Raw genomic sequence first — 26,811 nt, forward strand, 5'->3', positions numbered from 1 at the left:
GCCCGACTCGTGAGCGAAAACGACGGCAAGGAGGAACGCGAGGTGGCCAATGCCGCTCACGAGCTCTTCCTGCTTGGGCAAAAGACCGTCGAGGCGCGGGCCGTGTTGGCCGCGCTGCAAAATCAGTTGAGCGACGCCACCAATCGACTGGTGGATACCCAGCAGGTCGAGCAACTGATAGAGGCCAATCAGCAGTTGGTCTTGGCGATACTGCTTGCGCAATCAGACGCTGCAACCCTCCCGCGCTTGGAGGATCAGTGTTTGTACCAAGAGTTGCGTGAAGCGAATGCGCAACTGGTCCTCGCTGCACTCAGCGCGCAAGACCTGCATGCCACCGCAGAGCGCGCACTGAGTCAGCAGAAAAACATCCTCGCAATGGTGGCCCATGAACTGCGCAACCCACTAACGCCCATCAGCCTGATTGCCGAGCGTATGGTTCGGCTGCCGAGCGACCAGCTACCGCGGATGCGCGAGTTGATCGAGGGGCAGGTACGGCATATTTCAAAGCTGGTCGATGACCTGCTCGATGTTTCCCGCGTGAGTACTGGAAAGTTGCGAGTCGAGTGTCAGCACGTCGATATGATCGAGATTCTGAACAATGCCATCGGGGCGTGCAGCCCGGTGATGACGGCGAAACAGCAGCACTTCGAAACCCACCTTCCCAACGGCGCTCTATTCGTAAACGGAGACCCGGCTCGCCTCACACAGATTCTCGGCAACTTGCTGGCCAATGCCGCCAAGTACACACCAGCCGGCGGCAAAATCGCCCTCGCTGCAACAGTCGAGGCTGACGTTTTGAGAATCAGCATCAGCGACAGCGGCATCGGCATTTCCGCCAAAGTGCTGCCTTTCATCTTTGACCCCTACGTGCAAGACGAACACGCCATCGGCTTCAACGGGTCCGGGCTGGGCATCGGCCTGACTGTCGTACGGGAGCTGGTCGAAGCGCACGGCGGCAAGGTCGTCGGCATGAGCGAGGGCAGTGGGAAGGGCAGCGAATTCGTGGTGACGTTACCGTTGGTGAGTGCTGGTTGAGGCGGGTGCTGTCGTCATCAGGTAGGAACACCCTTCGGCGCTGCTCAAGCCTACGCGGATCCAGCAGCCTGAGCTTTCGTGGCTGGCAAATAAGTAGATGGCCGAGTGATGGAGTCGATCCGCAGCGGCTGCGATAACCCGCACTTCGAGGTCGCAATGACCTGTCTGGCCGACTTAGCCCGACGCGGAGCAGTTGCAGCCGGGATTTATCTGGTGCCGTGGCTAAAGGGGACGCTAAAGGGGACAGATTTATTTTCCGCACCGCACCGCACCGCACCGCACCGCGCCGTGCAGTAGGCGTAGCAGAACAGCATAGTGGGGGTTGGCTTTGCGGTGATGGAATGAGAGGCGTCGGGAGGACGAGGCAGGCATCTTGCGCAAAATAGGCCGCTTGTGAACCTCAAGCGTTTGTTGGCAGCTACTCCAACCCGTTATCTGAAAGCTCCATACCGTCTTTCGACAGCACAAAGAAAAAGCCCCGAGAATCTCAAGATTCTCGGGGCTTTGTGTTTGGTGGAGCCGGGGGGATTTGAACCCCACTTTTTGCTCCGCATTGACCTGCAAAGCCCGGCATTACTGGGCCTGGTGCCCCGTTTCGCCCGCGTTGTACCGCATTGCTCTGCAGTGATTTCGACAGATTTTCGACACTGGCACTTGATCCAATGCGTTGTTTTTTTCTTTACATGAGCGCTATTCTTTCCCTCTTAAGGAAAGGCTATCTCTGAATAGAAAATTACGTGAGGGAGTTTAGTGAACCTAAATAGATACGCGACCTTAGCCGTCTCTGCCATCTTTTTATGTATTGCTTCTTATGGTTCGCTTGTTATCTGGTTGACCTGGCCGATAACCGAGTTATCTATATCCCATGCAGGCGCACTAGGAGATACTTTTGGCGTCACGACATCACTATTTTCAGGTCTGGCCTTTGCCGGGATTGTCATTACAATTCTACATCAGCGGCAAGAGCTGACAGAGTCCAGAGAAATATTCCGCATACAGCGTTTCGAAGGATCTTTTTATCGGCTTCTTGACTTGTATCGTGACAATCTAGCTAGTGTCCGAGTCACCGATGGAACTGAAGCTCTCGAGGGAATCGACGCGTTAAGTTATATCTGCAAGCGCTTAAACGTGGCAATGCAGAATTACTTACATCTCCTAAAGTCCGAGGATCAGCGCCCTTTATATGAAGTGCAGCTTTTCATAGAGATCCAAAAGCTACTTATTCGCCAAGCGCGCTACCTAGGAACTTTGCGATCAATATTAGAATTAATTCAACGAGACTTGAAGGATGATGTCGAGCGCGAGCCGTACTGGGAGATTGTTGCTAGTCAGATAACCTCAGCTGAAGCCAAGTACATCTTCTATTGCTGCTTAGTCTCAGAAAAGGATGACAGGCTTCGCCAGCTACTCCACGTATCAAATCTTATAACGCATAGAATTCGTTACACTAATCTAAGCACCACACATCGCGAGCTCTATAATCGAATTCATGGAGTGGAAATCAAGAAAGTCAAGATAAGCCTTATCCTTCCTCACGACAAAAAGACGATGAGGCTATTACGAAAGCAGATCAAAGCCTCCGCTAAAGCCGACTCTTGAGCGGCGTCTGATGCGATATAAGTCTAGGTAAAATAATGTTGCTTAATCCTTTCGACTTGTGATCGCTCGGTAGGTTAAATCCTTTTCACTCGAGTTCTGTGCTCGAGGCCGAAACTTGGCGCTTTCGGGCATACCATCGCCTAGCTACTTTCCGTGTGATTGCTATCCCGCGCTGGGTTGGCTCAAGTTTCGGTTGGCCTCGTCGTAGTCGGGGCTGGTCTGGCCTACCTCTGGGGCGATCTGCCCGCTTGCCAGCCACATCACGTACTGCGGGTACAGCTTTACCAGTACCTCCAGCTCTTCCGTGCTCATACGGACGTCCTTGAATCTCACGGTGTGCCAGCGGTTTAGGCCGATATCGCTGTGCTTGATCAACAAGTCGAAGCCTGCTTTGGCGATCAAGGTTCTAGCGCGCTGCTGGATTGATTCCATAACGATCTAAAAATACTCCACTGAAACTATTTCACCACGGTGGGCGCGTTGGTATGCTTTGTTCAGTGAACATAGTTCACTGACCGCAAAACACTGACAATGCCGAACATAGTGGAACAAAGCTTATGGATACGGAAGGTCTTGACCCGCAAAAGCTGCACGGCGCCCCGCCCCTGATGCCGTGGCAGAAGTTTGCCGAGTGGATCGGCATGGGCGACGAACCCATCGTGGTGCGCACCTGGGTGGAGCGGAACTACTTGCCGTCGAAGCGGGTGGGCAAACGCACCATGGTCAATGTCGCCCTGCTGACCCAGCAGCTTCTCGAACAGGAGTGGACGCTATGAGCAAGGCAGACGACAGCCTCGACCTGTGCAGCCTCAAGACCTTTGCCGAAATGAGCGGCGTTTCCGTCGAAGAGGCCGCCGACTGGGCCGCCACCGGCACCATCCCAACCATGCGCCTCGCGGACTTCCGCATGGTCAACCTCGCGCGCCTGCGGGCCGACCTGAAGAAAGGCAAAAAGGAGTTCAAGGAAGGAGACTACAGCCATGCGTAAGCCCGGCATCACCCTGGATACCCAAGCCGCAATGGCCTACATCGGCGAGTCCGTGCTGATGGAGCTGTACATGGATGAAGACGAGCCGCCGTACTGGTGCTGTGTGCACGTCGTTGGCGTGGTGCTGGAGAAGGAAGGTGTCTGGGATTACCCCTACTTCATGGCCATGAGCTTCACCAGTGACGGGCGCACACCGAGCGAAATCCCGTTCATGGACATTCTCACCATCAGGGTGATGCGGCACCGCGACCGGCATGGTTCCGGCAACGTACTGGACCGCATTGCCCTCCCTAATGCTGGGAGGTCAGGGGCCGCGCTCCCGGCTCGTCGGGACAGCTTCACCGTCCCGTCGAACGGAAGCACGGGCGCAGCGCACCCTTGACCCTGCACGACCATGACCAGCCTATCGCGGGGAGTGTGGGGTAGCTTTTCCACCCCACGCTCCCGAGCCCTCGGCGGCAAGAGCGGGATGACAAGGGCGGCGCCCTTGGTGTTATTCGTCCTCGCGCGCCGCGCCGATCTCAAACTTCCCCACCTGCTCGTGCTGGCCAGCCTCGCGCTCTGCATCGCTTGGCTCAGCACGCCGCCGCCCCAACGTCCCCACCTGATGACCTTCATCCAGGAACAAACCTGTCCTGAAGATCCGACCACGTTATTCACCGACCCCGTTACCGCATTAAAGCTCTCTGGCGCGCGCACGGCTGCACAGCTCTACGCCGAGCGGAGCGAGCGCGTCGCCTGTGCCGGCGTGCGCGCGCCGCCTCGCTGACGTCCCTGTAACACGTCAGATAAACGAAGGTTCAGCACCGCATTAATCAGCATTAGGAAGTAAAACCAAATGGCCAAACCAAAAGATTTTCTCCGCCTGGACATGCTTGCCCGTGAAGATCGCAACGGGCGTCTGTTCGTCGATCCCAGCACGGCGGCATTCGTCGATCTGTCCAAGGTCCGTTTGCTGCGCTGCGGCGTCGATACGGTCCGCCAGCTGTACCGCGGGCTGATCCGCCCCGAGATCATGGCGCTGTTCGAGAAGCCGGGCGCGATGGTCGAGTTTGCCGGGGAGATCTGGCACGCCGGACGTGTGGGCCGGGACTCGGGCTACCAGTACAAGCTGCAGAACGCCGACCTGGGCTTCGTGCTGCTGATCAAGAACTTCAACGCGAAGNCGATGGTCGAGTTTGCCGGGGAGATCTGGCACGCCGGACGTGTGGGCCGGGACTCGGGCTACCAGTACAAGCTGCAGAACGCCGACCTGGGCTTCGTGCTGCTGATCAAGAACTTCAACGCGAAGCTGGAGCAGATCGGCCCACACCTGAAAATCGAAGTGTCACCGCACGCCATCGATGCGCTGTCGCCGGAACGGCTCCAGGAACGCATGGACTACTACGCCGCTGCCGTGATGACCCACCGGGAGCGCAACCAGTGTGCCGTCCACCTCGCCCTGGATCTGCAAGGCTGGAAACCTCCGGTCGATCTGGTGGCACGTCTGCACTGCCGGGCCAGAACACATCGGGATATCTCGGGCATCAATCAGGTGGAGTGGGCGACGAAGTCCAGCGTCTACGGTCGCGGGGAAACGTCTATGTTCGGTTCCGCTGGCGGCGTCCAGCTCTGCATCTACAACAAGACCGAACAGGCCCGCGCAACGGACAAGCTCGACTACTGGGAAAGCGTCTGGCGTCGCCGGGATTCGTTCGATGCCAAGGACCCGGAGAACTACAACCCAGCCCAGGACGTGTGGCGCGTCGAGCTGCGTTATCACCACTCGATCATCCAGCAGTTCGCCAGCGGCTCGGTAGACGTGAAGACCGGCCAAGCCATTGACACGGACTCGTTCGCAGCGTTCTCGGCACACCTCGACGGCCTGTGGCGCTATGGCCTCAGCCAGTTCAAGTTGCTCGCCCGGCCCGGCTACTTCGACCCGATCTGGACGCTGATGCGCGACGATGCGCGGGTCGATCTGCCGGTCGATTCCCTGGTCGATGAGACGGAATACAAGCGGTACTACAAGACCTCTCGAGGCTTCTCAGGCAAGAACGTGGAGCTCTTCCTGGGAAACTTCGTAAGCCTGCTGGCAAGGGAGCGAGTGGGCGCTAAGAAAGCATTCGAGACCCTGAAGCAATGGGACTGCTGGCCGGTCATCCGCGATCACTACGCCGCCAAAGAGATGAGCGAGCGGGATCTGTACAAGCACATCAAGGATCTGCTGCAGGAACGCCATGTGAGGTGGGGCAGGGCGATCTGATGGCGATCCAGCAAACCGACAATGGCCGCTGGAAAGTCGATGTAGAGCCGATCAAGGGCAAGCGCTTTCGCAAGACGTTCAAGACCAAGGGCGAAGCCCAACGGTTCGAGGCGACGTGTCGGGCGAAGGTGATAGAGAACCGGGAGTGGTCGCCCAGCACGGCAGACACGCGACGGCTGAGTGCGCTGATCGAATCCTGGTATGACCTGCACGGCCATTCGCTGAGAGACGGTCTGCGGCGTCGCAAGAAGCTTGATGCTCTGGCCAAGCGGCTGCGAGATCCCATCGCCTCACGGATCGACCCGCAAGCCTATGCGCATGATCGCCGCGTTCGCATGGAGGCAGGCGCCTCACCGAAAACGCTCAACAATGAGCTGGGCTATTTGCGCTCGGTGTACAACGAGCTTCGCGGCTTGGGAGTCATCAAGTACGAGAACCCGCTCGCGCTGGTGAAACCGTTGAAGATCCAGGAGCGTGAGCTTTCATGGCTGACGAATGAGCAGATCGCTGAACTGCTGGAGTCGATCCGCAACGGCTGCGATAACCCGCATGTGGAGCTGGTCGCCATGATCTGTCTGGCAACCGGGGCACGATGGTCCGAAGCCGAAAGGCTGCAGCCGGGATCTATCCGAAACGGTGTTATCACGTTCAGCAGGACCAAGAGCGGGAAGGTTCGGTCGGTCCCGATCTCGCCGGAGCTGGAAAAGAAGATAACCAAGCACTGGAAGCGCCACGGGCATTTCAACCCAGCGATAACCTCGTTCCGGCGTGCGTTGGCGCGGACCACGATCAGGCTACCGAAAGGGCAGGCCGCCCATGCGCTGCGGCATACCTTCGCCAGCCACTTCATCCAGAACGGCGGCAACATCCTCACGCTACAGAAGATCCTAGGCCATTCGAGCTTGGCCATGACGATGCGGTATGCGCATCTGGCGCCGGATCATCTGCAGGATGCGGTACGGTTAGGGCCGGTTTTTTCTTAGAGTGTCATCATTCCATTGATGGAATATTCCATAGGGGCTATATTTCGCATGACTTGGGACGTTGAGTACACCGATGAGTTTGGTGACTGGTGGGAGTCGCTCACTGCGGAGGAGCAGGAGTCCATAGCGGTCTCCGTGCGTTTGCTGGAAGACCGGGGGCCGGCGCTCGGATTCCCACATAGCAGCGCTATCAATGGGTCACGTCATGGGCATATGCGAGAGCTGAGAACCCAGCACAACGGGCGCCCGATACGAACGCTGTATGCATTCGATCCCAGGCGCTCGGCGATCCTGCTGATTGGCGGAGACAAGACGGGCGACAACCGTTGGTATGAAATCAACGTTCCGTTGGCAGATCGTCTCTATGACGAGCACTTGGAACAGCTTGAGAAGGAGGGCTGAAAGATGGCCAAGAAATTCGCAGACTTGCGCGCAAAGATGTCGCCAGAGGCTCAGGCTCGCGTGGAAGCCAAAGCCCAGGAGCTGCTTGCTGAAATGCCGCTGAACGAGCTGCGTCAGGCGCGTGGCTTGTCGCAGAAGATGCTGGCCGAGCTACTGCACGTACAGCAGCCGTCGATCGCGAAAATGGAAAAGCGCACCGACATGTATATCTCCACGCTGCGTAGCCACATCGAAGCAATGGGCGGGCAGCTTGAGGTCATCGCCCGGTTCCCAGATGGTTCGGTGAAGATCAGCAACTTCGCCGAGATCGAAGCTGCCGCTCAGCAGGCGTGAGTCTTCGACACTTCTTCGACACCCGCTATTCCAGAAAGCAAAAACCCCTGAAATTCTCTAGGAAAATCAGGGGTTTAAGTGCTTCTAATTGGTGGAGCCGGGGGGATTTGAACCCCCGTCCGCCAGCTCTCCGCTATCGGTTCTACATGCTTAGCCAGATCTACTGAGTTAACTCCGCGCCGCCCGATTGGCAGGGTGCTTGGAGCGAGCTGTATGAGTTTTAGCCGTTACGTCTACAGCGAACTTGGCGGCGATCCTGTTCTGTCTGACAGTCATTTCGGGTTTACAGGCATCCCCTAGTGACCGCTGGAGCCGAAGCTACCAGATGAAGGTTAGGCGGCTAGCGCGTACCCTTCGTAGTTGTCGTCGTTGGCAACTATAAGTTTGCAACAGTTTATTTACGAGTTCTGTTACCAACTCGGCATGCCCCTCAAGTTTTGTTACCGGCGTCGAATCCTAATCGGCCCCTGGTGACGCTTGTGGTGCTGGGGCGGGAGTGTACGGCGATCCTTTCGGGATGTCGATCACTTTTTAATCATGCTGGTTAAAAAGTGTACAGGCAGCTGCGGCAGGATCGCTTGCACGATCCCGCCGCCTCGGCTCAGTTGCCGCCGCCGGAGCCGGAGCCTGCGGTGCCGCCGCTACCGGAGCTGCCAGGGCCTTTCAGTTCTTGCAGGGCTTTGGTGGAGTGGGCGATGCAGGCCTCGGTGTCGCCGGACTGCTGGGCTTGGCGCGCCTGCTGGACGTACTCCTCGACTTTGCTCTTGGCCGGCTCACCCAGGGTCGCGGTGCTGGTGGCCATGTTGTCATCGATTTCCTGCAGGTTGGTCTGGCACAGGTCGTTCTGGGCGAAAACGGCGGGGCTGGCTAGCAGTACCGCGGATGCGAGCAGTGCATGAACTTTCATTGTGGGTCCTCCAGTCTTGTGGACTTCCCGGGCCTGCCTGATAACTGCTGAAACGGCGGCGCCGAGTCGAATCGAACCCGTCAGGGGCTCTAAAATTCCGACTGCGATTGCGCGTGAGCGTTCATCGAAGCGACACAAACGAAACGGCCCCGCTTCGCTGAGCGGGGCCGTAGTGCCCTTTCTAGAGCGGCTGCGTGGCTGTTTTGCTTCGCGTTACACGGTCAACCAGATAGACCAGGCCGTGATAGTCGATCTGGCCATGACGCGACAGGCCGATCTCGCAGGTACGGCTGGTGGAGATGCCTTCTTCGCAGATCTGCACGGCGTTCTTCAGGCTGCGCAGTGCGTGCTCGTTCAGTTCCGGCGTGGTGAAGCCCTTGTCGCCAGCGAAGCCGCAGCAGTGGATGCCTTCCGGAATGACCACCTCGTTTGCGCAGCGGCGGGCGATATCGATCAGCGCCTGCGCCTCGCCCAGATGCTGGGTGCTGCACGTGACGTGCACGGCGATCGGCTTGTCCTGCGGGACGAAGTCCAGCTTGTCGAGCAGATGCGTGCGGATGAAGCGCACCGGGTCGTACATGTCGAGGCGTTGATCGGTCAGGCCCTGGACCAGGCGCAGCGTGCAGGGGCTGGTGTCGCAGTAGATCGGGTCGAGCCCGCCGCGACTGGCCTTGAGCAGCGCGTCGAGCATTTCCTGGCGCTTGCGTTCGCCCTGTTCAGCATAGCCCTTGGAGGCGAACGGCTGGCCACAGCACAGATCGTTCAACTGTTCGGGGAAGATCACCTGGTAGCCGGCCTTTTCCAGCAGGCTGCGGGTCTTGTCGAGCAGCGGCTCCTGTTCCTGATCGCGTGCCGCCGGGCCCATTGCACGGGAAACGCAGGCGGCCAGATAGACCACGCGCGGACGCTCGTCCTGCACGGCTGGTTTGGGCAGATGCAGGCGTTGCAGCGGCTGCGGTGTCGCAGGGGTCCACTGCGGCACGCGGCCCTTGCTGGCGTTGGTCATGGTCGCAGACAGCTTGGCCAGGCGCTTGGTACCGAGAATGATGTGCGCGCCATTGGCGGCATGCAGCATGAACCGGGTGCCCTGCACGGCCGTGGAGAAATGATCGGCCAGCCAGTTGGCGGTCCCTGTTTTGCTCGCTTCGCGTCCGCGCAGCTTGCGCACCAGGTCGCCGGTGTTGATGCCGACCGGGCAGCGTTGGGCGCAGAGGCCGGTCGCGGCGCAGGTCTCGACGCCGTGGTAGTGGTAGAGCCGCTCGATTTCCGTGGTGTCGACACCGGCGCGCTTGCGCGCCTGGATATCGCGCCAGATGACGATACGCTGGCGCGGCGTCAGGGTCAGCCCGTTGGATGGGCAGACCGGCTCGCAGAAGCCGCACTCGATGCACTTGTCGACGATCTCGTCGGCGGCGGGCATCGGCTTGAGGTTCTTCAGGTGGATGTCCGGGTCTTCGGAGAGCACCACGTCCGGATTGAGGATGCCGCTGGGGTCGAGCAGGCGCTTGATCTTCCACATCAGCGCGTAGGCCTCGCTGCCCCATTCCAGCTCGACGAAGGGCGCCATGTTGCGCCCGGTGCCGTGCTCGGCCTTGAGCGCGCCGCCGAACTCGACGGCAACCAGCTGCGCCACTTCGCCCATGAAGGCCTCGTAACGGGCGACCTGCGCCGGATCATCGAAGCCCTGGGTGAAGACGAAGTGCAGGTTGCCTTCCAGGGCATGGCCGAAGAGGATCGCCTCGTCGTAGCGGTGCTTGTCGAGCAACTCGATGAGCCGATTGACGCCTTCGGCCAGGCGCTCGACCGGGAAGGTCACGTCCTCGATGATCACCGTGGTGCCGGTCTGGCGCACGGCGCCGACCGCCGGGAAGGTGTCCTTGCGGATCTTCCACAGCTGGTTGTAAACCACCGGGTCTTCGCTGAAATCGACCTGCTTTTCCACCGGGAAATGCGCGATCGAGGTCATGATCAGGTTGATCTGCTCGTGCAGCAGCGACTGACTGGCGGCGCGCGATTCGATCAAGAGTGCGCAGGCAGTCGGCGACAGTTCCTTCACCCACTCGGGCATGCCGGCCTTGTGCTCGACCGAGCGCAGGCTGCGGCGGTCGAGCAGCTCCACCGCGGACACCGGTTGCTGCTTGAGCACCGGTACGGCGAGGCAGCAGGTTTCCACGTCGGGGAACACCACCAGCGCGCTGGCCTTGTGCGGGTGGTCCGGTACGGTGTCGTAGGTCACCGCGCTGATAAAGCCCAGCGTGCCTTCGGAACCGACCATCAGGTGGTTGAGGATATCCAGCGGCTCGTCGTAGTCGACCAGCGCATTGAGCGAAAAGCCGGTGGTGTTCTTCAGCCGGTACTTGTGGCGGATCTTCGCCGCCAGTTCGGTATTGGCGCGGGTTTCGCGGCCCAGCTCAGCCAGCTGCTCGAGCAGAGCGGCGTGGCTGTTGCGGAACGCGGCAACGCTGGCGGCATCCTCGCTGTCGACCACGGTGCCATCGGCCAGCACGACGCGCAGCCCGGCGAGGGTCTTGTAGGTGTTCTGTGCCGTACCGCAGCACATGCCGCTGGAATTGTTGGCGACGATGCCGCCGATCTTGGCGGCATTGATCGAGGCCGGATCAGGGCCGATCTTGCGCTGGAAAGGTGCGAGCACGGCGTTGGCATTGGCGCCGATGACGCCGGGCTGCAGGCGGATCTGCTCGCCGCCGTTGCGAATCTCGCGGCCGTTCCAGTTGTCGCCGAGCACGATCAGCACCGAGTCGCTGATCGCCTGGCCGGAAAGGCTGGTGCCGGCGGCGCGGAAGGTCACCGGAACGTTTTCCGCGTGGGCCAGCTTGAGCAGTGCGATCACTTCGGCTTCGGATTCGACGCGCACCACCAGCTTGGGAATCAGCCGGTAGAAGCTTGCGTCAGTGCCGAAGGCGAGGGTGGAGAGTGGGTCGTCGAAGCGCCGCTCGACCGGGATCAGGCGTTCGACTTCGCGGAGGAACACTGCCGGTAATGGCGCGCGTTCGAGCTGCGCGGCCGCGTTCATGCGTCCTCCAGGATCAGCAGGATCAGATCCTTCGGGCCGTGGGCGCCGTAGGCCAGCACCTGTTCGATGTCGGCGGTTTTCGACGGGCCGGAGACCAGCAGCGCATTGGTCGGCATGCCGGCGGCCCACTGGAACTTCTGCTGGATCTCGTAGAAGTTGTCGTGGATTTCGCTGGCCTTGAGGATGGCGAAATGCACCGGCGGCACCAGGCTCATCAGGCGCGGCTCCTCGCGGGTCGGCCACATGATCAGACTGCCGGTGGAGGCGATGGCGCCGAGGGTGCCGGTGAGGCTCGCCGGGGTGTCGTTGAACAGCTCGTCCTTCCAGTCCTCGACCGGGCGGTCGTAGGCCTTCAGCGTCGGCAGGCCTTCACGGCCGGCGCAATGCGCGGTGAAGCGCTGGCCGTACGGCGTGGTCGGGGCGATCAGCAGGCTCGGCAGCTGGCGGTCGTGCAGCAGCTGTTCGAGCAGGGTGGGCCAACCGGCGTCCGTGGTCAGGTGAATCTCGGTGTGCACCGCTTCCATCAGCTGGCGCAGCCGGGCGATACGCTGCTCGGGCGCGTAGCTCCAGGGCTGGGTGACCAGCGATACGTCGTAGTCATCGACGATAGGCGTGGTGCCTTCCAGGCTCTTTTTCAGCTTGGCGAGGATATTGGCCTTGGCGCTCATCGCTTGCCCTCCAGGTGCTCGCGGGCCAGCTCGTGTAGCGAGCGGGCAGCAGGTTTCGGTGCGCTGTGGTTCTGCGTCCAGGGGCCGATGTTCGATGGCGTCAGGCCGCGCAGGCGTGTGGCGAAGAAGCCGAATACGCGGTACAGCGTCGGGCTGGTGTTGAGCAGGCGCCAGCCGGCCCACATCAGCCGTTCCTTGCGCGAGTACTTGCTGCCCTGGCCGCGCATGACCTTTTGCGGGTCGTCCGGCGCCTTGACGTTCTCCTCGCGCAGGCGCCGCAGGATGGACGGAATCGGGATCTTCACCGGGCAGACCTCGCCGCAGGCGCCGCACAGCGACGAGGCGCTGGGGTGATCCGGCACCTTGTCCAGGCCGACCATGTGCGGGGTGATGATCTTGCCGATCGGACCGGGGTAGACCTCGCCGTAGGTATGGCCGCCGACGCGGGTGTACACCGGGCAATGGTTCATGCAGGCGCCGCAGCGGATGCAGTTGAGCGTCTGGCGCAGCTCGCTGTCGGCGAAGGCCTGGCTGCGACCGTTGTCCAGCAGGATCAAATGTACTTCCTGCGGGCCGTCGAGCTCGTCGGCCTTGCGCGGGCTGGAGATCATGTTGACGTAGGTGGTGATCGGCTGGCCGAGCGCCGAGCGGGTCAGCAGCGAGAGCAGCGGGACCACGTCGCGCAGGTTCTCCACGACCTTCTCGATCCCGGTGACGGCGATATGTACCGGCGGCACGCCGGTGGACATGCGCCCGTTGCCCTCGTTTTCGACCAGCAGCAGGGTGCCGGTTTCAGCCACCGCAAAGTTCACGCCCGAGACGCCGATATCGGCCTCGAAGAACTTCTGGCGCAGGGTGCGGCGGCCGATCTGAATGAGTTGGTCGACGTCCTTGGTGTACTCCACGCCGAGTTTCTCGTGGAACAGGGACGCGACTTGGCCGGCGTTCTTGTGGATTGCCGGCATGATGATATGGGAAGGCTTTTCGTGGTCGAGCTGGACGATGTACTCGCCCATGTCCGATTCCAGGCATTCGATGCCATGGCCTTCGAGGAAATGGTTCATCTCCATCTCTTCGCTGACCATCGATTTGCCCTTGATCACCTGCTTCGCCTCGTGGGCGCGGGCGATCTCGAGGACGATGTTGTTCGCCTCTTCAACCGTTTCCGCCCAGTGCACTTTCACACCGTTGCGGGTCAGGTTGGTTTCCAGCCGCTCGAGTAGTTCGGGCAGCTTGGACAGTGCGCGGGCGCGGATCCGGTTACCCATCTCGCGCAGCCGCTCGCGTTCGTCGGCATCGCTGAAGGCCACGGCACGCTTGGTCATCAGCGAGTCCATGGCGGTGCGGAAGTTGCGCCGCAGCTGGTCGTCCTTCAGGGACTTGCGGGCACGGGCGCGGAAATCCGGGTCGCCGGCGTTCTCGATCTGTATCGCGGGAATACGTTGTTCGGCGTTCATCGGGCACCTCCGGTGCGTTGCCAGAGGAAGGTCGCCAGATGTTGACCGCGCAGGGCTTCACGCTGCTTCTCCAGCGAACCGTTGATGTTCATCAGGCAGCCACAGTCGGCGCTGACTACCTGATGCGCGCCGGATTCCTTCAGTGCGCGGGTCTTGTCCAGCACCATGGCGCCGGAGATGTCGGGCATGCGTACGCTGAAGGTGCCGCCGAAGCCGCAGCATTCGCTTTCGTGGTCGTGCTCGACGCGCTCGACCTGGCCCAGCTGGGCAAGCAGGGCGCGGCCGTGCAGGTGGGTGTTCATTTCGCGGCGGGCCGAGCAGGAGGTATGCAGGGCAACCTTGGTCGGCGTGCCGGCGTCCTTGAAATCGACCTTGCAGACGTTGAGCAGGAACTCGGCCAGCTCGAAGGTGCGCTCGGCCAGCGCTTGCGCCTTCTTGAGGGTCTGCGGCTCGTCCTTGAACAGGTCCAGATAATGGTGGCGCAGCATGCCGGCGCAGGAACCGGAAGGGACGACCACCGGCCAGTCGTTGGCGAACAGATCCAGCTGCGCCCGTGCGACGTTGCGTGCCTCGTCGGTGTAGCCGCTGGTGTAGGCCGGCTGACCGCAGCAGGTCTGACCTTGCGGGAAGTGCACGGTCAGGCCTTCACGTTCGAGCAGGCGGATGGCATCCAGGCCTGCCTCGGGATAGAACAGGTCGACCACGCAGGTACCGAACAGATAAACCTGGCTCGGCTTGGCGGGGTATTCGCGCGGCTTTGGCAGCGGCGGCGCGACGCGGGTAGCGTTCGGCGCAGCATCGTAGAAGAGTTCGCTCATCGGCTTGGTCTCCGGGTTAGCCCGGTTATCCGCAAACAGGCTTTTGAAAAAACTATCTGCGTGGGCATACGTCGTTAAAAGCGGCCTGAGAATGCTCGTTTAGAAACCTAAACTGCGCGTCTTCGGCTGCTTTTGCCTCGTCTTGCCTGCCTCGCCTAGGTTTTTCAATTGCCTGTCAGGTGCGGTTTCTGGAATGCAACCATGCCCCCAAGCGGGGGCACGATTCCTGTTTCTTACACTCCGACCAGTGGGTCGGTCACGCCTAGCACGTAGATGGCGATCAGGCCGATCACCCCCGTGAACAGCACGTAGTACAGCGTAGGCCATATGGTCTTGCGCAGCGTGGAGCCTTCACGGCCGAGCAGGCCGACGGTGGCGGAAGCAGCAACCACGTTGTGGATCGCAACCATGTTGCCTGCCGCAGCGCCAACAGCCTGGGTGGCAACTACCATCGCGCCGGAAATTCCGAGCGACTGTGCAACGCCAAACTGGAACTGACTGAACATCATGTTGCTGACGGTGTTGGAGCCGGCGAGGAACGCACCCAGCGCACCGACGGCTGGCGCCAGCAGCGGGTAGATGCTGCCGACGCTATCGGCTACATAGCGCGCCATCACGATCGGCATGCTGGCCAGCTCGGCGCCGTTGACGCCGGAGTTGATCAGGATGCGCACCATCGGCACGGTGAACAGCAGCACGAAGCCGGCGCTGAGCAGTACGCCGCTGGATTCCTTCACGGCAGCCTTGAGCTCGGAAACGCGCATGCCATGCAGGAAGAAGGTAATCAGCACCACCATGACGAGGATGCCGCCCGGCAGGTACAGCGGCTCGATGCCCGCATTGACACCGGTTTCGCCGAGGATGTTGGCAAAGGCGATGGAGACCGATTTCAGCGTGGCAGTGACCTGCGGGAACACGCGGCTGATCACCAGGATCGCACCGACCAGCACGTAGGGCAGCCAGGCACGGAAGGCGCTCATCGGGCGGGCGGCGATCTCGTCCAGCTTCATTTCGATGGTGCCCAGCCACTCGGCCGGCCATTCCTTGGCGTCGGCGAAGTCCCAGGTAGTCTTCGGCGTCAGGAACTTGAAGCGGGCGGCGGTGGTGACGATTGCCAGGCCCACCAGGCCACCCAGCAGCGATGGGAATTCCGGGCCGAGGAAGATGCCTGTGGCGGCGTAGGGCAGGGTGAATGCCAGGCCGGCGAAGATCGCGAACGGCAGTACTTCAAAGCCGGCTTTCCAGCTCTTCTCCTTGCCGAAGAAGCGCGTCAGCATCAGCACCATGATCAGCGGCATCACGGTGCCGACGATGGCGTGGGTGATCGCCACGCTGCTGGTGATCTGCTGCAGGTAGGCGTTCCAGCTCGAACCCTGTGCCGCCAGTTGTGCACCGATGGTGGCGGTATCCAGGCCGCTATTGATGCCTACGACGATCGGTGTGCCGACCGCGCCGAACGACACCGGCGTGCTTTGTACCAGCATGCCCAGCAGGACTGCGGCCATCGCCGGGAAGCCGACCGCAACCAGTAGCGGTGCGGCGATAGCGGCCGGGGTGCCGAAGCCGGAGGCGCCCTCGATGAAGCAGCCGAACAGCCAGGCGATGATGATGGCCTGGATACGACGGTCAGGGCTGATGGTGGTGAAGCCCGCGCGAATGGCGGTAATGCCGCCGGAATGCTTGAGGGTGTTCAGCAGCAGGATCGCGCCGAAGATGATCCACAACAGGCCGAGGGTGATCACCAGGCCCTGCAGCGTGGAGGCGATGATGCGGTTGACGCTCATGTCCCAGACGAACAGCCCGATGGCTGCGGTGAACAGGAAGACCAGCGGCATGGCGCGGCTGGCGGGCCAGCGCAGACCGATCAGCATGATTGCTGCGAGCAGAATGGGTGTGAAGGCGAAAAGTGCGAGCAGTCCGTTGGACATGTCAGGCTTCCCCTGCGGTTCGGTTCAGATGGGGCCCTGAGCGGACCGTGGAGTTGTTGTTGTGCGCAGATCTCATGCTGAGTCCTCTTATTTTTAGACCAGTCTGTAAATTGGTAAGACCAATTAACAGAAGGGAATGGCCAGCGTAAGAGCTGCGTATAGGGGCGTCAATTAGCTAGCTATAGACTTTGGTCGCAACCGCTGGCCTTGTGCGGATGCGCGGTCATGGCTAGCATTTCTGGATTGGTAAGACCATTTGGGGGGCTGATATGGATGTGGGCATGGTGCGGCAGCGGCGGCTGGCGGACGATATCGTCGCGCAGCTGGAAACCATGATTCTCGAGGGCACGCTCAAGGCGGGTGAGCGTCTTCCTGCTGAGCGCGCCCTGGCCGAGAGCTTTGGGGTTTCGCGGCCTTCGTTGCGTGAAGCGATTCAGAAGCTCGCGGCCAAGGGGCTGCTGGTGAGTCGGCATGGCGGAGGTACATTCGTCGCCGAGTCGCTGGGCTCGACGTTCAGCGATCCTCTGTTGCACTTGTTGGAAAACAACAGCGATGCGCAACGCGACTTGCTGGAGTTTCGCCACACGCTTGAAGGCAGTTGTGCGTACTACGCCGCGCTGCGTGCAACCGAGGTGGACCAGAAACGCCTCACCGAAGCCTTCGTGGCGTTGCAGGATTGCTATACCCGAGAGGGCAAGGTAACTCGGGCGGAGGAAGGCGCAGCCGATGCCCAATTCCACCTGGCCATTGCCGAAGCCAGCCACAATGCAGTGTTGCTGCACACCATCCGTGGCCTGTTCGATCTGCTCAAGCGCAACGTGGTGACTAACATCGGTGGCATGTATGCCCTGCGTGACGAAACGCGGGACATGCTGATGAGTCAGCATCGCGAGTTGTACGAGGCGATCATGGCCAGGCGGGCAGTGGAAGCTCGTGAGGTGATCCATCGGCACATCAACTATGTGCAGGAAGTGTTGGCCGAAGGTCAGCAGGAAGCCCAGCGGCTGGCGCGCGCGCAGCGCCGGCAGGGTGAAAGGATGCAGAAGGAAGGTTGAGCGCGGAGCCGGCATTGGCTGCCGGCGCGCTATTGCCGCATGGACTGATCAGGCCGCGCTATGGCGGTCAGTCGTCCTTGCCCTTGGTGCGCATGGCGCGCTGGATCTCCCGATCGGAGTCGCGTTCCTTCTCGGTATGGCGCTTGTCGTACTCTTTCTTGCCTTTGCCGAGGGCGATCTCGCACTTGATCATGTGCTTCTTCCAGTACAGCGAAAGCGCCACGCAGGCGTACCCCTTCTGCTGCACGGCACCGAACAGCTTGCCCAGCTCGCGCTTGTTCAGCAGCAGCTTGCGGGTGCGGGTCGGGTCGGCGATGACGTGAGTGCTGGCGCTGGTCAGCGGGGTGATGTGCGCGCCCATCAGCCAGGCTTCGCCATCCTTGAGCAGGACGTAGCTGTCCACCAGCTGTGCCTTGCCGGCACGCATGCTCTTCACTTCCCAGCCGGCCAGGACGAGGCCCGCCTCGAATTTCTGTTCGATGAAGTAGTCGTGTAGCGCTTTCTTGTTCAGCGCGATGGTCCCGGGGGACTGTTTCTTCTGTTTGGCCATAGGGGGCGCATTATAGGGAGTCCCGTTGCGGCTGGCGACAGCCCTCGACAGCCGCGGCGCCAGAAACTTGAGGGGCGGCCGTTAATCCCCGACAATGTGCGCGCTTTGCTGCCGCCTTGACTCTTCAACGCCTGAGTTATGCGGTTGCGGGCCGGCTGCGTCGGGTGCTTTGGATCGGCGCGCAACGAAATGATGACGTAGAAGGTCCGCATGACGACGCACATTCAACGTTCCGCGCTGCTGCCTTACCCCGCGCAGGCGCTGTTCGACATGGTCAACGATGTAGCCAGCTATCCTCAGTTCCTGCCCTGGTGTTCTGCGACCGAGGTGCTTTCCAGTAGCGAGACCGAGATGCACGCCAGCATGACGGTGGCGAAGGCCGGGTTGAGTCAGCGCTTCATGACGCGTAACGCGCTGGAGTTCGGCAAGCGGATCGAGATGACGCTTGAGGAAGGTCCATTCAGCCATCTTCATGGCATCTGGGAATTCAAGGCGCTGGGCGAGAAGGCCTGCAAGATAAGCCTGGATCTGACCTTTGATTACGCCGGGCCGCTGGTCAAGGCAACGCTCGGGCCGCTGTTCAACCAGGCTGCCAACACTTTGGTCGATGCCTTTTGCGAACGGGCGAAGCAGCTTTATGGATAAGCCATCGATTGCGGTCGAGGTGGTCTATGCGCTGGCGGACAAACAGAAGCTGCTGCAGATGACCGTGCCCGCCGGCACCACTGTTCGCGAGGCCGCGCTGCGCTCGGGGCTGGACGTGCATTTCCCCGGTCTCGATCTGGCGAGTGCGCCGCTTGGGATCTTTGGCAAGGCGGTGGCCAAGCCCGAGGAAAGGGTGCTGGAGGAGGGTGAGCGCGTCGAGATCTACCGGCCTCTGATCGCTGACCCGAAAGAGGTGCGCAAGCAGCGGGCAGCGAAGGCTGCGAAGAGCAAGGCCGATGATGCGTAACAGATCGATACAAAAACGCCCGGGCTTGCCGGGCGTTTGTTTATTCGGTTTCCAGAGGCTCCGGAATTGGCACCGGAACCGGTTCGGCCTGGTCCACTTCGCGCTGAATCTGTTCCAGTAGCGAGCCGGGCGCGGGGCGCTCTTCGGGCTGGCGTGGCGCAGCGGCTGGAGTCGTGCTGGTGCCCTGCGGCTGACGGCCAAGGATCTGTTCGTCGCGGCTCACGCCGGGCATGAAGTCACCGGCCAGGCCGGCCAGCTGATCATTCGCGTTGAACACCAGGCTGACGCGTTCCTGCTGGCGCTGACTGCCGCCGGGCTGGATGCTGTACAGGTAGTCCCAGCGGTTGGCGTGGAAGGTGTCGGTGATCAGCGGATTGCCCATGATAAACCGCACCTGCTGGCGGGTCATTCCGGGGCGCAACTGGTCTATCATGTCCTGCGTGACGACATTGCCCTGTTGAATGTCGACCTTGTAAACCCCGGGAAATGAACAACCGGCGAGTGCGAACAGACCCACGAGGGTGAGGCTGGTCAGCATGAGCTTGGTGTTTTGCATCGGTGGGTGACTTCCACTATCTTGGCTGGGCAAAGAACCCGGATCATACCCGTATTGAAGGAGGCTGCGAAACAGCAGCAGCGAGAAAGCCAACCATGGTCGAAAATAGCGAACTACGTAAAGCTGGGCTCAAGGTAACTCTGCCGCGGGTGAAGATCCTGCAGATGCTGGACACTACCGATCGCCGTCACATGAGTGCCGAAGACGTCTACAAGGCGTTGATGGAAGCGGGTGAGGATGTCGGTCTGGCGACGGTCTATCGCGTGCTGACCCAGTTCGAGGCGGCCGGCCTGGTAGTTCGGCATAACTTCGATGGTGGTCATGCCGTCTTCGAGCTTGCCGACGGCGGGCATCATGACCACATGGTCTGCGTCGACAGTGGTGATGTCATCGAGTTCTTCGATCCCGAGATCGAAAAGTTGCAGAAAGAGATCGTCAAGCGTCACGGTTACGAGCTGGTGGATCACAACCTTGTGCTCTACGTGCGCAAGAAGGATTGATCTCCTGTGCATGAAAAAGGCGGCCGCGGCCGCCTTTTTTGTGCCTGTCCGTCGGGCTCAGGCCTGGGCCGAGGTGACCATCTGCCGGGCATGCGCCATTGATTGTTCGGTGAGGTCGACGCCGCCGAGCATCCGCGCGATCTCCCCGACCCGGCCGGCCTGATCCAGTTCGGTCACTGCCGTGCGAGTCTCGTCGGCGCCTCGAGCCTTGTGCACGAACAGGTGGTGATGGCCTTGGGCGGCGACCTGCGGCAGGTGGGTCACGGTCAGTACCTGTCCGCGCTCGCCGAGGCGGCGCAGCAGTTGTCCGACGATCTCTGCGGTGGGGCCACCGATGCCAACGTCGACTTCATCGAATACCAGTGTCGGTACGCGGGACGTCTGGGCCGTGATGACCTGAATTGCCAGGCTGATGCGTGACAGCTCACCGCCCGAGGCGACCTTGGCCAGCGGTCGCAGTGGCTGGCCCGGGTTGGCGCTGACCAGAAACTCCACCTGCTCCAGGCCGTAGGGCATCAGCTCACCCTCAGCAGCGGGCTTGAGCTGCACGCTGAATCTGCCACCGGGCATGCCCAGGCGCTGGACCTCGACTTCCACCGCGCTCGCCAGCTGATCTGCCGCGACCTGACGCATGCGGCTGAGTTCGCCGGCTTTTTCTTCATAGTGCCGGGCGTATGCCGCCAGTTCTTCGCCGAGTCGCTCGACTGCTTCGTCGTCGGCGTTGAGTCCTTCGAGCTCTTCCAGCAGTTGCAGATGCAGTGAAGGCAGCTCGGAAGGTTGGATGCGATGTTTGCGGGCGAGGGTGTAGATGGTGTCCAGGCGCTCCTCCAGCGTCTGCTGGCGCTCGGGATCGGCGTCGAAATGATCGACGAAGCGGTTGAGTTCGCCGATGGCTTCTTCCACCTGAATCTGCGCGCTGGCCAGCAGGTTGACCGCTTCGCTCAGCGCCTGCGGTTGGTTCTGGAAGGCCGTCAGGCGTTGCAGGCTGCTGGTCAGTGCTGACAGCACGTTGCCGGCATCGCTTTCGCTGCACAGCTCCATGACCTGGCGGCAGGCGCCAAGTAGTTGCTCCGCGTTCGCGAGGTTCTTGTGCTCCTGCTCCAGTTGCTCCAGCTCGCTCTCGCCAAGCGCAAGGTTTTCCAGCTCTTCGAGCTGGTAGCTGAGCAGCTGATGGCGGGCGCGCTGCTCGTCGCCGCTGTTGCTCAGTCGCTCCAGTGTCTGGCGGGTTTGCCGCCAGCGTTGTGCAGCAAGTTGTACCTGGCGCGCCAGTTCCTGGCTGCCGCTGAACTCATCGAGCAGGCGTCGATGGGTGTCCGTCTTCAGCAGCGACTGATGCTCGTGCTGGCCGTGAATATCGATGAGAAGCTCGCCCAGCGCCTTGAGATCACCCTGGGGGCAGGGCGTGCCATTGATATAACCGCGCGAGCGCCCTTCGGCCGTGATCACTCGCCGCAGAATGCATGGGCCGTCATTGTCCATGTCGCGCTCGGCGAGCCAGGCGCGGGCGTCGGGAATATCGTCCAGATCGAAGCTGGCAAGGATGTCGGCTTTGTCGGCACCTGTACGCACCACGCTGCTGTCGGCACGATCGCCCAACGTCAGGCCGAGCGCGTCGAGCATGATCGATTTGCCGGCGCCGGTTTCACCGCTGATGACACTCATGCCGCGTTTCAGCTCGAGGTCGAGATGCTCGACGATGGCGTAGTTGTGTACCGACAGATGAACCAGCATGGCGGGGCTCCCGATATTTGTGTGGCTGGCTATTTATACAGTGGTTTTCCTTGTGCCTACAAGTACGGGTAGATGAATGTGCGGTCGCTGGTCATTTCGTGCGCTGCACTTTGCTTCGTGCCCTTGAAGGCGGTTTTCCCGCCCCCATATAGCGGCACAAGCGCGGGTTTGCTGCCCGCTGATCGCATAGAGAGGAGGACTCATGGCCGACGAGCAGAACCTGGATAACCAGAACCCGGAAACGCCCGAGCATTCGGAAGCGGACGTAGCCGAGGACCTGGCTGCACGCGTGCAATCGCTGGAAGAACAGCTGGCGGCGGCGCAGGACCAGTCCCTGCGCGTGGCGGCGGAGCTGCAGAACATTCGTCGGCGCGCCGAGCAGGATATCGAGAAGGCCCACAAGTTCGCGCTGGAGAAGTTCGCCGGTGACCTGTTGGCGGTTGCCGACAGCCTTGAGCGTGGTCTTGAACTGTCCAGCCCCGGTGACGAGGCGGTCAAGCCGATGCGTGAAGGTGTCGAGCTGACCCTCAAGCTGCTGTTGGATACCCTCGCGCGTCACCAGCTCGAGCAGCTCGACCCCCACGGCGAGCCCTTCAATCCCGAGCATCATCAGGCCATGGCGATGGAAGAGAGCACCCATGTCGAGCCGGGCAGCGTGCTCAAGGTGTTCCAGAAGGGTTATCTGCTCAACGGCCGCCTGCTGCGTCCGGCGATGGTCGTCGTCAGCAAGGCGCCCGCCGATGTGCCGCCTTCGATCGATGAGAAGGCTTGAAATCCGGTTGCCGACCCCCATCTGGTAGCCAAGCGTTTTTGTGTTACCCGCAGCCGGTAAAACAGGCGCGGACCAATCGAAATTTGGAGAGCGAATTAAATGGGCAAGATCATCGGTATCGACCTGGGAACCACTAACTCCTGCGTCTCGATCCTGGAAAACGGCAAGGCCAAGGTTATTGAGAACGCCGAAGGCGGCCGCACCACGCCATCGATCATCGCGTATGCGAACGACGGCGAAATCCTGGTTGGTCAGTCGGCCAAGCGCCAGGCAGTGACCAATCCGCACAACACCCTGTACGCGGTCAAGCGTCTGATCGGTCGTCGCTTCGACGAAGAAGTCGTGCAGAAAGACATCCAGATGGTCCCCTACAAGATCGTCAAGGCTGACAACAGCGATGCCTGGGTCGAGGTGAATGGCCAGAAGATGGCTCCGCCGCAGATCTCCGCTGAGATTCTGAAGAAGATGAAGAAGACTGCCGAGGACTACCTCGGTGAGCCGGTGACCGAGGCGGTGATCACCGTTCCTGCCTACTTCAACGACAGCCAGCGCCAGGCCACCAAGGATGCCGGTCGTATCGCCGGCCTGGACGTCAAGCGCATCATCAACGAGCCGACCGCGGCTGCGCTGGCATACGGCATGGACAAGGCCAAGGGCGACCACACCGTGATCGTCTATGACCTGGGTGGCGGTACCTTCGACGTGTCGGTGATCGAGATTGCCGAAGTCGACGGCGAGCACCAGTTCGAGGTACTGGCTACCAACGGGGACACCTTCCTCGGGGGTGAGGACTTCGACATTCGCCTGATCGACTACCTCGTCGACGAGTTCAAGAAAGAAACCGGCATGAACCTCAAGGGTGACCCGCTGGCCATGCAGCGCCTGAAGGAGGCTGCCGAGAAAGCCAAGATCGAGCTGTCGTCCAGCCAGCAGACCGACGTCAACCTGCCGTACATCACTGCAGACTCGACCGGTCCTAAGCACCTGAACGTGAAGATCTCCCGCGCCAAGCTGGAAGCGCTGGTCGAGGACCTGGTGCAGCGCACCATCGAGCCTTGCCGCATCGCGTTGAAGGATGCCGGTGTCGACGTCTCCAGGATCGACGACGTGATCCTGGTTGGTGGTCAGACCCGCATGCCGCTGGTGCAGCAGAAGGTCGCCGAGTTCTTCGGCAAGGAAGCGCGCAAGGACGTCAACCCGGACGAAGCCGTCGCCATGGGTGCTGCCATTCAGGGCGCGGTCCTGGCGGGTGACGTGAAGGACGTGCTGCTGCTCGACGTATCGCCGCTGACCCTGGGTATCGAAACCCTCGGTGGCGTGATGACTCCGTTGATCGAGAAGAACACCACCATCCCGACCAAGAAGTCGCAGGTGTTCTCCACTGCGGACGACAACCAGAGCGCCGTGACCATTCACGTGCTGCAGGGCGAGCGCAAGCAGGCCGCGCAGAACAAGTCGCTGGGTCGCTTCGATCTGGCCGAGATCCCGCCGGCGCCGCGCGGCATGCCGCAGATCGAAGTCACCTTCGACATCGACGCCAACGGCATCCTGCATGTGTCTGCCAAGGACAAGGCTACTGGCAAGCAGCAGTCCATCGTGATCAAGGCCAACTCGGGTCTGTCCGAGGAGGAAATCGAGCAGATGGTGCGCGACGCCGAGGCGAACGCCGAGGAAGACCGCAAGTTCGAGGAGCTCGCCACTGCCCGTAACCAGGGCGATCAGCTGGTGCACGCCACTCGCAAGATGCTTGTCGAGGCCGGTGACAAGGCCAGCGATGACGACAAGGCTGCGATCGAGAAGGCGCTGGGCGAGCTGGAAGCGGCCATCAAGGGCGACGACAAGGCGGAGATCGAAGCGAAGATCGCGGCGGTGTCCCAGGCCTCCACTCCGGTCGCGCAGAAGATGTACGCCGAGCAGGCTCAGGCGGGCGAAGGTCAGCCGGCCGATGAGCAGGGCAAGCCGGGTGACGACGTGGTCGACGCCGAGTTCGAAGAGGTCAAGGACAACAAGTAAGCCCTGGCTTGCTTCCGCTCCAGCCCGTCCCGACATCGTTCGGGCGGGCCCGACCGCCGCGCGGGGGCTTGCTCCCGCGTCGGCGTGTCTGGAAGGCACGAAATTGAGGGTTCAGGATAGTTATGGCCAAACGCGATTTTTATGAGGTGCTGGGCGTCGAGCGCGGCGTCAGCGAGGCGGAGCTGAAAAAGGCTTACCGGCGCCTCGCGATGAAGCATCACCCGGACCGCAATCCGGGAGACAAGGCAGCCGAGGAAGCCTTCAAGGAGGCCAACGAGGCCTACGAGGTGCTCTCCGACCCGAGCAAGCGTGCTGCCTACGATCAGTACGGGCACGCCGGCGTCGATCCGCAGATGGGTGCTGGCGCAGCCGGTGCTGGTTACGGTGGGGCGAACTTCTCCGACATCTTCGGCGACGTGTTCAGCGATTTCTTCAGTGGTGGTCGCGGCGGTGGCCGGGGCGGCGCGCAGCGCGGCAGCGATCTGCGCTACACGCTCGAGCTCGATCTGGAAGAGGCGGTGCGTGGCACTACGGTGACCATTCGTGTGCCGACCCTGGTCGAGTGCAAGACCTGCGATGGCTCCGGCGCGAAGAAGGGTACCAGCCCGGTGACCTGTACCACTTGTGGTGGTATCGGTCAGGTGCGCATGCAGCAGGGTTTCTTCTCGGTGCAGCAGACCTGCCCACGCTGCCATGGCAGCGGCAAGATGATTTCCGACCCGTGCGGCAGCTGCCATGGGCAGGGGCGCGTCGAAGAGCAGAAGACGCTCTCGGTCAAGGTGCCGCCGGGTGTGGATACCGGCGATCGCATTCGTCTGTCCGGTGAGGGCGAGGCGGGCACCCAGGGTGGTCCGGCCGGCGACCTGTATGTCGTGGTCAATGTGCGCGAGCACGCGATCTTCCAGCGCGATGGCAAGCATCTGTATTGCGAAGTGCCGATCAGCTTTGCCGATGCGGCACTGGGTGGTGAGCTGGAAGTGCCCACCCTGGATGGTCGCGTCAAGCTGAAAATCCCCGAAGGCACGCAGACCGGCAAGCAGTTCCGTCTGCGCGGCAAGGGTGTTGCGCCCGTTCGAGGTGGTGCAGCGGGCGACCTGATGTGTCGCGTGGTGGTCGAAACACCGGTCAACCTGAGCAAGCGTCAGCGCGAGATGCTCGAGGAATTCCGTGGCACCCTGCAGGGCGACACCTCTCATTCACCCAAGGCCAGCGGGTGGTTCGAGGGTGTGAAGCGCTTTTTCGGCGATGTATGACAAGGGCTGCGGGCGGCCGGCGACAGGCTGCATGCCTTCGCCTGCTGTCTGAGACCCACAGCCTGGAGCTGATTTGATGCGACGTATTGCAGTGACCGGCGCCGCCGGACGCATGGGTAAGACCCTGATCGAAGCGGTCCAGCAGACCAGCGGCGCGGCCGGCCTGACGGCAGCCATCGATCGGCCGGACAGTACGCTTGTCGGTGCCGATGCTGGCGAGCTGGCCGCCATCGGACGCCTGGGGGTGCCGCTGACTGGTGAGCTTGCCCGGGCAGTCGACGAGTTCGACGTGTTGATCGATTTCACTCACCCCTCGGTGACCCTGAAGAATCTGGAGGTCTGCCGGCGCGCCGGCAAGGCCATGGTGATTGGCACCACCGGCTTTTCGCCGGAAGAAAAGGAGCGCCTGGCCGCGGCGGCCAGAGAAATCCCGATTGTCTTTGCGGCCAACTTCAGTGTTGGCGTCAATCTGTGCCTCAAGCTGCTGGATACGGCGGCGCGGGTGCTGGGCGACGACGTGGATATCGAGATCATCGAGGCGCATCACCGGCACAAGGTGGACGCGCCTTCCGGTACCGCCCTGCGCATGGGTGAGGTCGTCGCCGAGGCGCTGGGTCGTGACCTGCAGAAGGTTGCGGTGTACGGGCGCGAAGGGCAGACGGGGGCGCGTCAGCGCGAAACCATCGGCTTCGCTACCGTGCGTGCCGGCGATGTGGTGGGTGATCACACCGTGCTGTTCGCCGCCGACGGCGAGCGCGTGGAAATTACCCACAAGGCCTCCAGTCGCATGACCTTCGCCAAGGGGGCGGTGCGTGCCGCGCTCTGGTTGGATGAGAAGCCCGCCGGGCTTTATGACATGCAGGATGTGCTTGGTCTGAAATGAGTTTTTGCGCCGCTCGGCAGCGCCGTGCTCCTTCCGGGTGCGCTTGTCGGGCATTATGGCTGGACCCTAAATAGGGTTTTCTGTAAGCTACTCGCTTTAGTGTGTCCACTAAAAGTTGCGCAGAAATGAATCAAACAAAAAGCGGGATG

General features: G+C 61.4%; 27 protein-coding genes, 1 other RNA gene and 2 pseudogenes. 19 read left to right on the forward strand and 11 right to left on the reverse strand.

What is annotated here, in order from left to right; all coding sequences use genetic code 11:
• The first annotated feature begins 9 nt into the window (after nucleotides 1–9).
• Both EA798_RS03825 and EA798_RS03830 read left to right on the forward strand, forming a co-directional pair.
• A complete protein-coding gene (locus tag EA798_RS03825; RefSeq protein WP_122098101.1) occupies nucleotides 10–1,035 on the forward strand; it encodes a sensor histidine kinase in 1,026 nt (341 codons plus the stop codon).
• A 750-nt stretch (nucleotides 1,036–1,785) separates the two neighbouring features.
• The gene (locus tag EA798_RS03830) at nucleotides 1,786–2,634 is read left to right on the forward strand and encodes a putative phage abortive infection protein (protein ID WP_147456776.1); all 849 of its coding nucleotides are present in this window, start codon (nucleotides 1,786–1,788) and stop codon (nucleotides 2,632–2,634) included.
• A 162-nt stretch (nucleotides 2,635–2,796) separates the two neighbouring features.
• On the opposite strand, the gene EA798_RS20830 is transcribed toward EA798_RS03830, so the two are convergent.
• A complete protein-coding gene (locus tag EA798_RS20830) occupies nucleotides 2,797–2,946 on the reverse strand; it encodes a hypothetical protein (RefSeq protein WP_338068754.1) in 150 nt (49 codons plus the stop codon).
• Between the two features lie 245 nt (nucleotides 2,947–3,191).
• Here EA798_RS20830 and EA798_RS03840 point away from each other — a divergent pair, with 245 nt between their 5' ends.
• From EA798_RS03840 to EA798_RS03880, 9 genes and pseudogenes are all read left to right on the forward strand, one after another.
• Nucleotides 3,192–3,410: a hypothetical protein gene (locus EA798_RS03840; RefSeq protein ID WP_045429958.1), complete on the forward strand. Its 219-nt coding sequence runs from the start codon at nucleotides 3,192–3,194 to the stop codon at nucleotides 3,408–3,410.
• On the forward strand, nucleotides 3,407–3,622 hold the full coding sequence (locus tag EA798_RS03845) for a hypothetical protein (RefSeq protein ID WP_045666264.1): 216 nt from the start codon (nucleotides 3,407–3,409) through the stop codon (nucleotides 3,620–3,622). The genes EA798_RS03840 and EA798_RS03845 overlap by 4 nt, the downstream gene beginning before the upstream one ends.
• Nucleotides 3,615–4,004: a hypothetical protein gene (locus tag EA798_RS20690; RefSeq protein WP_208643706.1), complete on the forward strand. Its 390-nt coding sequence runs from the start codon at nucleotides 3,615–3,617 to the stop codon at nucleotides 4,002–4,004. Before EA798_RS03845 ends, EA798_RS20690 begins: the two co-directional genes overlap by 8 nt.
• A gap of 108 nt (nucleotides 4,005–4,112) precedes the next feature.
• On the forward strand, nucleotides 4,113–4,391 hold the full coding sequence (locus tag EA798_RS03855; protein ID WP_244221253.1) for a hypothetical protein: 279 nt from the start codon (nucleotides 4,113–4,115) through the stop codon (nucleotides 4,389–4,391).
• A gap of 69 nt (nucleotides 4,392–4,460) precedes the next feature.
• Nucleotides 4,461–4,664 (forward strand): annotated as a pseudogene (locus EA798_RS21050) (hypothetical protein); the annotation flags it as partial.
• 126 nt (nucleotides 4,665–4,790) lie between these two features.
• Nucleotides 4,791–5,867: pseudogene (locus EA798_RS03865) on the forward strand (hypothetical protein); the annotation flags it as partial.
• Entirely contained in the window at nucleotides 5,867–6,850 is a 984-nt protein-coding gene (locus EA798_RS03870; protein WP_122098179.1) for a phage integrase, read from the forward strand. The pseudogene EA798_RS03865 and the gene EA798_RS03870, both read left to right, overlap by 1 nt.
• Nucleotides 6,851–6,898: 48 nt before the next feature.
• A complete protein-coding gene (locus tag EA798_RS03875; RefSeq protein ID WP_122098105.1) occupies nucleotides 6,899–7,252 on the forward strand; it encodes a type II toxin-antitoxin system RelE/ParE family toxin in 354 nt (117 codons plus the stop codon).
• A gap of 3 nt (nucleotides 7,253–7,255) precedes the next feature.
• Nucleotides 7,256–7,585, forward strand: coding sequence for an XRE family transcriptional regulator (locus EA798_RS03880; RefSeq protein WP_037038764.1), 330 nt, complete (start codon nucleotides 7,256–7,258; stop codon nucleotides 7,583–7,585).
• 89 nt (nucleotides 7,586–7,674) lie between these two features.
• On the opposite strand, the gene ssrA is transcribed toward EA798_RS03880, so the two are convergent.
• From ssrA to EA798_RS03920, 7 genes are all read right to left on the reverse strand, one after another.
• Nucleotides 7,675–8,053, reverse strand: a transfer-messenger RNA (tmRNA) gene (gene ssrA, locus EA798_RS03885).
• 133 nt (nucleotides 8,054–8,186) lie between these two features.
• Nucleotides 8,187–8,492 (reverse strand): hypothetical protein, encoded by a 306-nt coding sequence (locus EA798_RS03890; RefSeq protein ID WP_104096814.1) that lies wholly within the window; start codon nucleotides 8,490–8,492, stop codon nucleotides 8,187–8,189.
• Nucleotides 8,493–8,673: 181 nt separating this feature from the next.
• Entirely contained in the window at nucleotides 8,674–11,526 is a 2,853-nt protein-coding gene (locus tag EA798_RS03895; protein ID WP_122098106.1) for an FAD-binding and (Fe-S)-binding domain-containing protein, read from the reverse strand.
• A complete protein-coding gene (locus tag EA798_RS03900; RefSeq protein WP_122098107.1) occupies nucleotides 11,523–12,194 on the reverse strand; it encodes a LutC/YkgG family protein in 672 nt (223 codons plus the stop codon). The genes EA798_RS03895 and EA798_RS03900 overlap by 4 nt, the downstream gene beginning before the upstream one ends.
• Nucleotides 12,191–13,651 carry a LutB/LldF family L-lactate oxidation iron-sulfur protein gene (locus EA798_RS03905; protein ID WP_122098108.1) on the reverse strand — a complete coding sequence of 487 codons (1,461 nt, stop codon included), beginning with the start codon at nucleotides 13,649–13,651 and terminating at the stop codon, nucleotides 12,191–12,193. The genes EA798_RS03900 and EA798_RS03905 overlap by 4 nt, the downstream gene beginning before the upstream one ends.
• On the reverse strand, nucleotides 13,648–14,469 hold the full coding sequence (locus EA798_RS03910; RefSeq protein WP_122098109.1) for a (Fe-S)-binding protein: 822 nt from the start codon (nucleotides 14,467–14,469) through the stop codon (nucleotides 13,648–13,650). The genes EA798_RS03905 and EA798_RS03910 overlap by 4 nt, the downstream gene beginning before the upstream one ends.
• A gap of 233 nt (nucleotides 14,470–14,702) precedes the next feature.
• Nucleotides 14,703–16,397, reverse strand: a complete 1,695-nt coding sequence (locus tag EA798_RS03920) for an L-lactate permease (RefSeq protein ID WP_122098111.1) — start codon at nucleotides 16,395–16,397, stop codon at nucleotides 14,703–14,705.
• 269 nt (nucleotides 16,398–16,666) lie between these two features.
• On the opposite strand from EA798_RS03920, the gene EA798_RS03925 reads away from it, so the two are divergent.
• Entirely contained in the window at nucleotides 16,667–17,452 is a 786-nt protein-coding gene (locus EA798_RS03925; protein WP_084899636.1) for a GntR family transcriptional regulator, read from the forward strand.
• Nucleotides 17,453–17,519: 67 nt separating this feature from the next.
• Here the strand turns inward: EA798_RS03925 and smpB are convergent, their stop codons facing one another.
• Nucleotides 17,520–18,002 carry an SsrA-binding protein SmpB gene (smpB, locus tag EA798_RS03930; protein WP_003299438.1) on the reverse strand — a complete coding sequence of 161 codons (483 nt, stop codon included), beginning with the start codon at nucleotides 18,000–18,002 and terminating at the stop codon, nucleotides 17,520–17,522.
• Nucleotides 18,003–18,212: 210 nt separating this feature from the next.
• Here smpB and EA798_RS03935 point away from each other — a divergent pair, with 210 nt between their 5' ends.
• Both EA798_RS03935 and EA798_RS03940 read left to right on the forward strand, forming a co-directional pair.
• The gene (locus tag EA798_RS03935) at nucleotides 18,213–18,647 is read left to right on the forward strand and encodes a type II toxin-antitoxin system RatA family toxin (protein WP_014819218.1); all 435 of its coding nucleotides are present in this window, start codon (nucleotides 18,213–18,215) and stop codon (nucleotides 18,645–18,647) included.
• The gene (locus EA798_RS03940; protein WP_122098112.1) at nucleotides 18,640–18,954 is read left to right on the forward strand and encodes an RnfH family protein; all 315 of its coding nucleotides are present in this window, start codon (nucleotides 18,640–18,642) and stop codon (nucleotides 18,952–18,954) included. The genes EA798_RS03935 and EA798_RS03940 overlap by 8 nt, the downstream gene beginning before the upstream one ends.
• A gap of 40 nt (nucleotides 18,955–18,994) precedes the next feature.
• Here the strand turns inward: EA798_RS03940 and EA798_RS03945 are convergent, their stop codons facing one another.
• Nucleotides 18,995–19,510: an outer membrane protein assembly factor BamE gene (locus EA798_RS03945; RefSeq protein WP_122098113.1), complete on the reverse strand. Its 516-nt coding sequence runs from the start codon at nucleotides 19,508–19,510 to the stop codon at nucleotides 18,995–18,997.
• Nucleotides 19,511–19,605: 95 nt separating this feature from the next.
• Between EA798_RS03945 and fur the strand changes: the two genes are divergently transcribed.
• A complete protein-coding gene (gene fur / locus EA798_RS03950; RefSeq protein ID WP_003280866.1) occupies nucleotides 19,606–20,010 on the forward strand; it encodes a ferric iron uptake transcriptional regulator in 405 nt (134 codons plus the stop codon).
• A 57-nt stretch (nucleotides 20,011–20,067) separates the two neighbouring features.
• On the opposite strand, the gene recN is transcribed toward fur, so the two are convergent.
• A complete protein-coding gene (recN, locus tag EA798_RS03955; protein ID WP_122098114.1) occupies nucleotides 20,068–21,741 on the reverse strand; it encodes a DNA repair protein RecN in 1,674 nt (557 codons plus the stop codon).
• 202 nt (nucleotides 21,742–21,943) lie between these two features.
• On the opposite strand from recN, the gene grpE reads away from it, so the two are divergent.
• The 4 genes from grpE (at nucleotide 21,944) to dapB (ending at nucleotide 26,662) form a co-directional block, all read left to right on the forward strand.
• Nucleotides 21,944–22,513 (forward strand): nucleotide exchange factor GrpE, encoded by a 570-nt coding sequence (gene grpE, locus EA798_RS03960; protein WP_122098115.1) that lies wholly within the window; start codon nucleotides 21,944–21,946, stop codon nucleotides 22,511–22,513.
• Between the two features lie 99 nt (nucleotides 22,514–22,612).
• On the forward strand, nucleotides 22,613–24,526 hold the full coding sequence (gene dnaK / locus EA798_RS03965; RefSeq protein WP_106157717.1) for a molecular chaperone DnaK: 1,914 nt from the start codon (nucleotides 22,613–22,615) through the stop codon (nucleotides 24,524–24,526).
• A gap of 122 nt (nucleotides 24,527–24,648) precedes the next feature.
• Nucleotides 24,649–25,779: a molecular chaperone DnaJ gene (dnaJ, locus tag EA798_RS03970; RefSeq protein ID WP_106157718.1), complete on the forward strand. Its 1,131-nt coding sequence runs from the start codon at nucleotides 24,649–24,651 to the stop codon at nucleotides 25,777–25,779.
• A gap of 76 nt (nucleotides 25,780–25,855) precedes the next feature.
• Nucleotides 25,856–26,662 (forward strand): 4-hydroxy-tetrahydrodipicolinate reductase, encoded by an 807-nt coding sequence (dapB, locus tag EA798_RS03975; RefSeq protein ID WP_106157719.1) that lies wholly within the window; start codon nucleotides 25,856–25,858, stop codon nucleotides 26,660–26,662.
• Nucleotides 26,663–26,811: the final 149 nt, after the last annotated feature.

Source organism: Pseudomonas songnenensis (assembly GCF_003696315.1).
GTDB classification, from domain to species: Bacteria; Pseudomonadota; Gammaproteobacteria; order Pseudomonadales; family Pseudomonadaceae; genus Stutzerimonas; species Stutzerimonas songnenensis.

Excerpts from the sequence above, each read along its gene's own strand:
- EA798_RS03940 (WP_122098112.1), top strand. The coding sequence starts at position 18,640 with ATGGATAAGCCATCGATTGCGGTCGAGGTGGTCTATGCGCTGGCGGAC.
- EA798_RS20690 (WP_208643706.1), top strand. The coding sequence starts at position 3,615 with ATGCGTAAGCCCGGCATCACCCTGGATACCCAAGCCGCAATGGCCTAC.
- dapB (WP_106157719.1), top strand. The coding sequence starts at position 25,856 with ATGCGACGTATTGCAGTGACCGGCGCCGCCGGACGCATGGGTAAGACC.
- smpB (WP_003299438.1), bottom strand. The coding sequence starts at position 18,002 with ATGGCCAAACAGAAGAAACAGTCCCCCGGGACCATCGCGCTGAACAAG.
- EA798_RS03945 (WP_122098113.1), bottom strand. The coding sequence starts at position 19,510 with ATGCAAAACACCAAGCTCATGCTGACCAGCCTCACCCTCGTGGGTCTG.
- recN (WP_122098114.1), bottom strand. The coding sequence starts at position 21,741 with ATGCTGGTTCATCTGTCGGTACACAACTACGCCATCGTCGAGCATCTC.
- EA798_RS03890 (WP_104096814.1), bottom strand. The coding sequence starts at position 8,492 with ATGAAAGTTCATGCACTGCTCGCATCCGCGGTACTGCTAGCCAGCCCC.
- grpE (WP_122098115.1), top strand. The coding sequence starts at position 21,944 with ATGGCCGACGAGCAGAACCTGGATAACCAGAACCCGGAAACGCCCGAG.
- EA798_RS03875 (WP_122098105.1), top strand. The coding sequence starts at position 6,899 with ATGACTTGGGACGTTGAGTACACCGATGAGTTTGGTGACTGGTGGGAG.
- EA798_RS20830 (WP_338068754.1), bottom strand. The coding sequence starts at position 2,946 with ATGAGCACGGAAGAGCTGGAGGTACTGGTAAAGCTGTACCCGCAGTAC.
- dnaJ (WP_106157718.1), top strand. The coding sequence starts at position 24,649 with ATGGCCAAACGCGATTTTTATGAGGTGCTGGGCGTCGAGCGCGGCGTC.
- EA798_RS03910 (WP_122098109.1), bottom strand. The coding sequence starts at position 14,469 with ATGAGCGAACTCTTCTACGATGCTGCGCCGAACGCTACCCGCGTCGCG.
- EA798_RS03845 (WP_045666264.1), top strand. The coding sequence starts at position 3,407 with ATGAGCAAGGCAGACGACAGCCTCGACCTGTGCAGCCTCAAGACCTTT.
- EA798_RS03935 (WP_014819218.1), top strand. The coding sequence starts at position 18,213 with ATGACGACGCACATTCAACGTTCCGCGCTGCTGCCTTACCCCGCGCAG.
- EA798_RS03840 (WP_045429958.1), top strand. The coding sequence starts at position 3,192 with ATGGATACGGAAGGTCTTGACCCGCAAAAGCTGCACGGCGCCCCGCCC.
- EA798_RS03905 (WP_122098108.1), bottom strand. The coding sequence starts at position 13,651 with ATGAACGCCGAACAACGTATTCCCGCGATACAGATCGAGAACGCCGGC.
- EA798_RS03880 (WP_037038764.1), top strand. The coding sequence starts at position 7,256 with ATGGCCAAGAAATTCGCAGACTTGCGCGCAAAGATGTCGCCAGAGGCT.
- EA798_RS03870 (WP_122098179.1), top strand. The coding sequence starts at position 5,867 with ATGGCGATCCAGCAAACCGACAATGGCCGCTGGAAAGTCGATGTAGAG.
- EA798_RS03895 (WP_122098106.1), bottom strand. The coding sequence starts at position 11,526 with ATGAACGCGGCCGCGCAGCTCGAACGCGCGCCATTACCGGCAGTGTTC.
- EA798_RS03925 (WP_084899636.1), top strand. The coding sequence starts at position 16,667 with ATGGATGTGGGCATGGTGCGGCAGCGGCGGCTGGCGGACGATATCGTC.
- EA798_RS03900 (WP_122098107.1), bottom strand. The coding sequence starts at position 12,194 with ATGAGCGCCAAGGCCAATATCCTCGCCAAGCTGAAAAAGAGCCTGGAA.
- EA798_RS03920 (WP_122098111.1), bottom strand. The coding sequence starts at position 16,397 with ATGTCCAACGGACTGCTCGCACTTTTCGCCTTCACACCCATTCTGCTC.
- dnaK (WP_106157717.1), top strand. The coding sequence starts at position 22,613 with ATGGGCAAGATCATCGGTATCGACCTGGGAACCACTAACTCCTGCGTC.
- fur (WP_003280866.1), top strand. The coding sequence starts at position 19,606 with ATGGTCGAAAATAGCGAACTACGTAAAGCTGGGCTCAAGGTAACTCTG.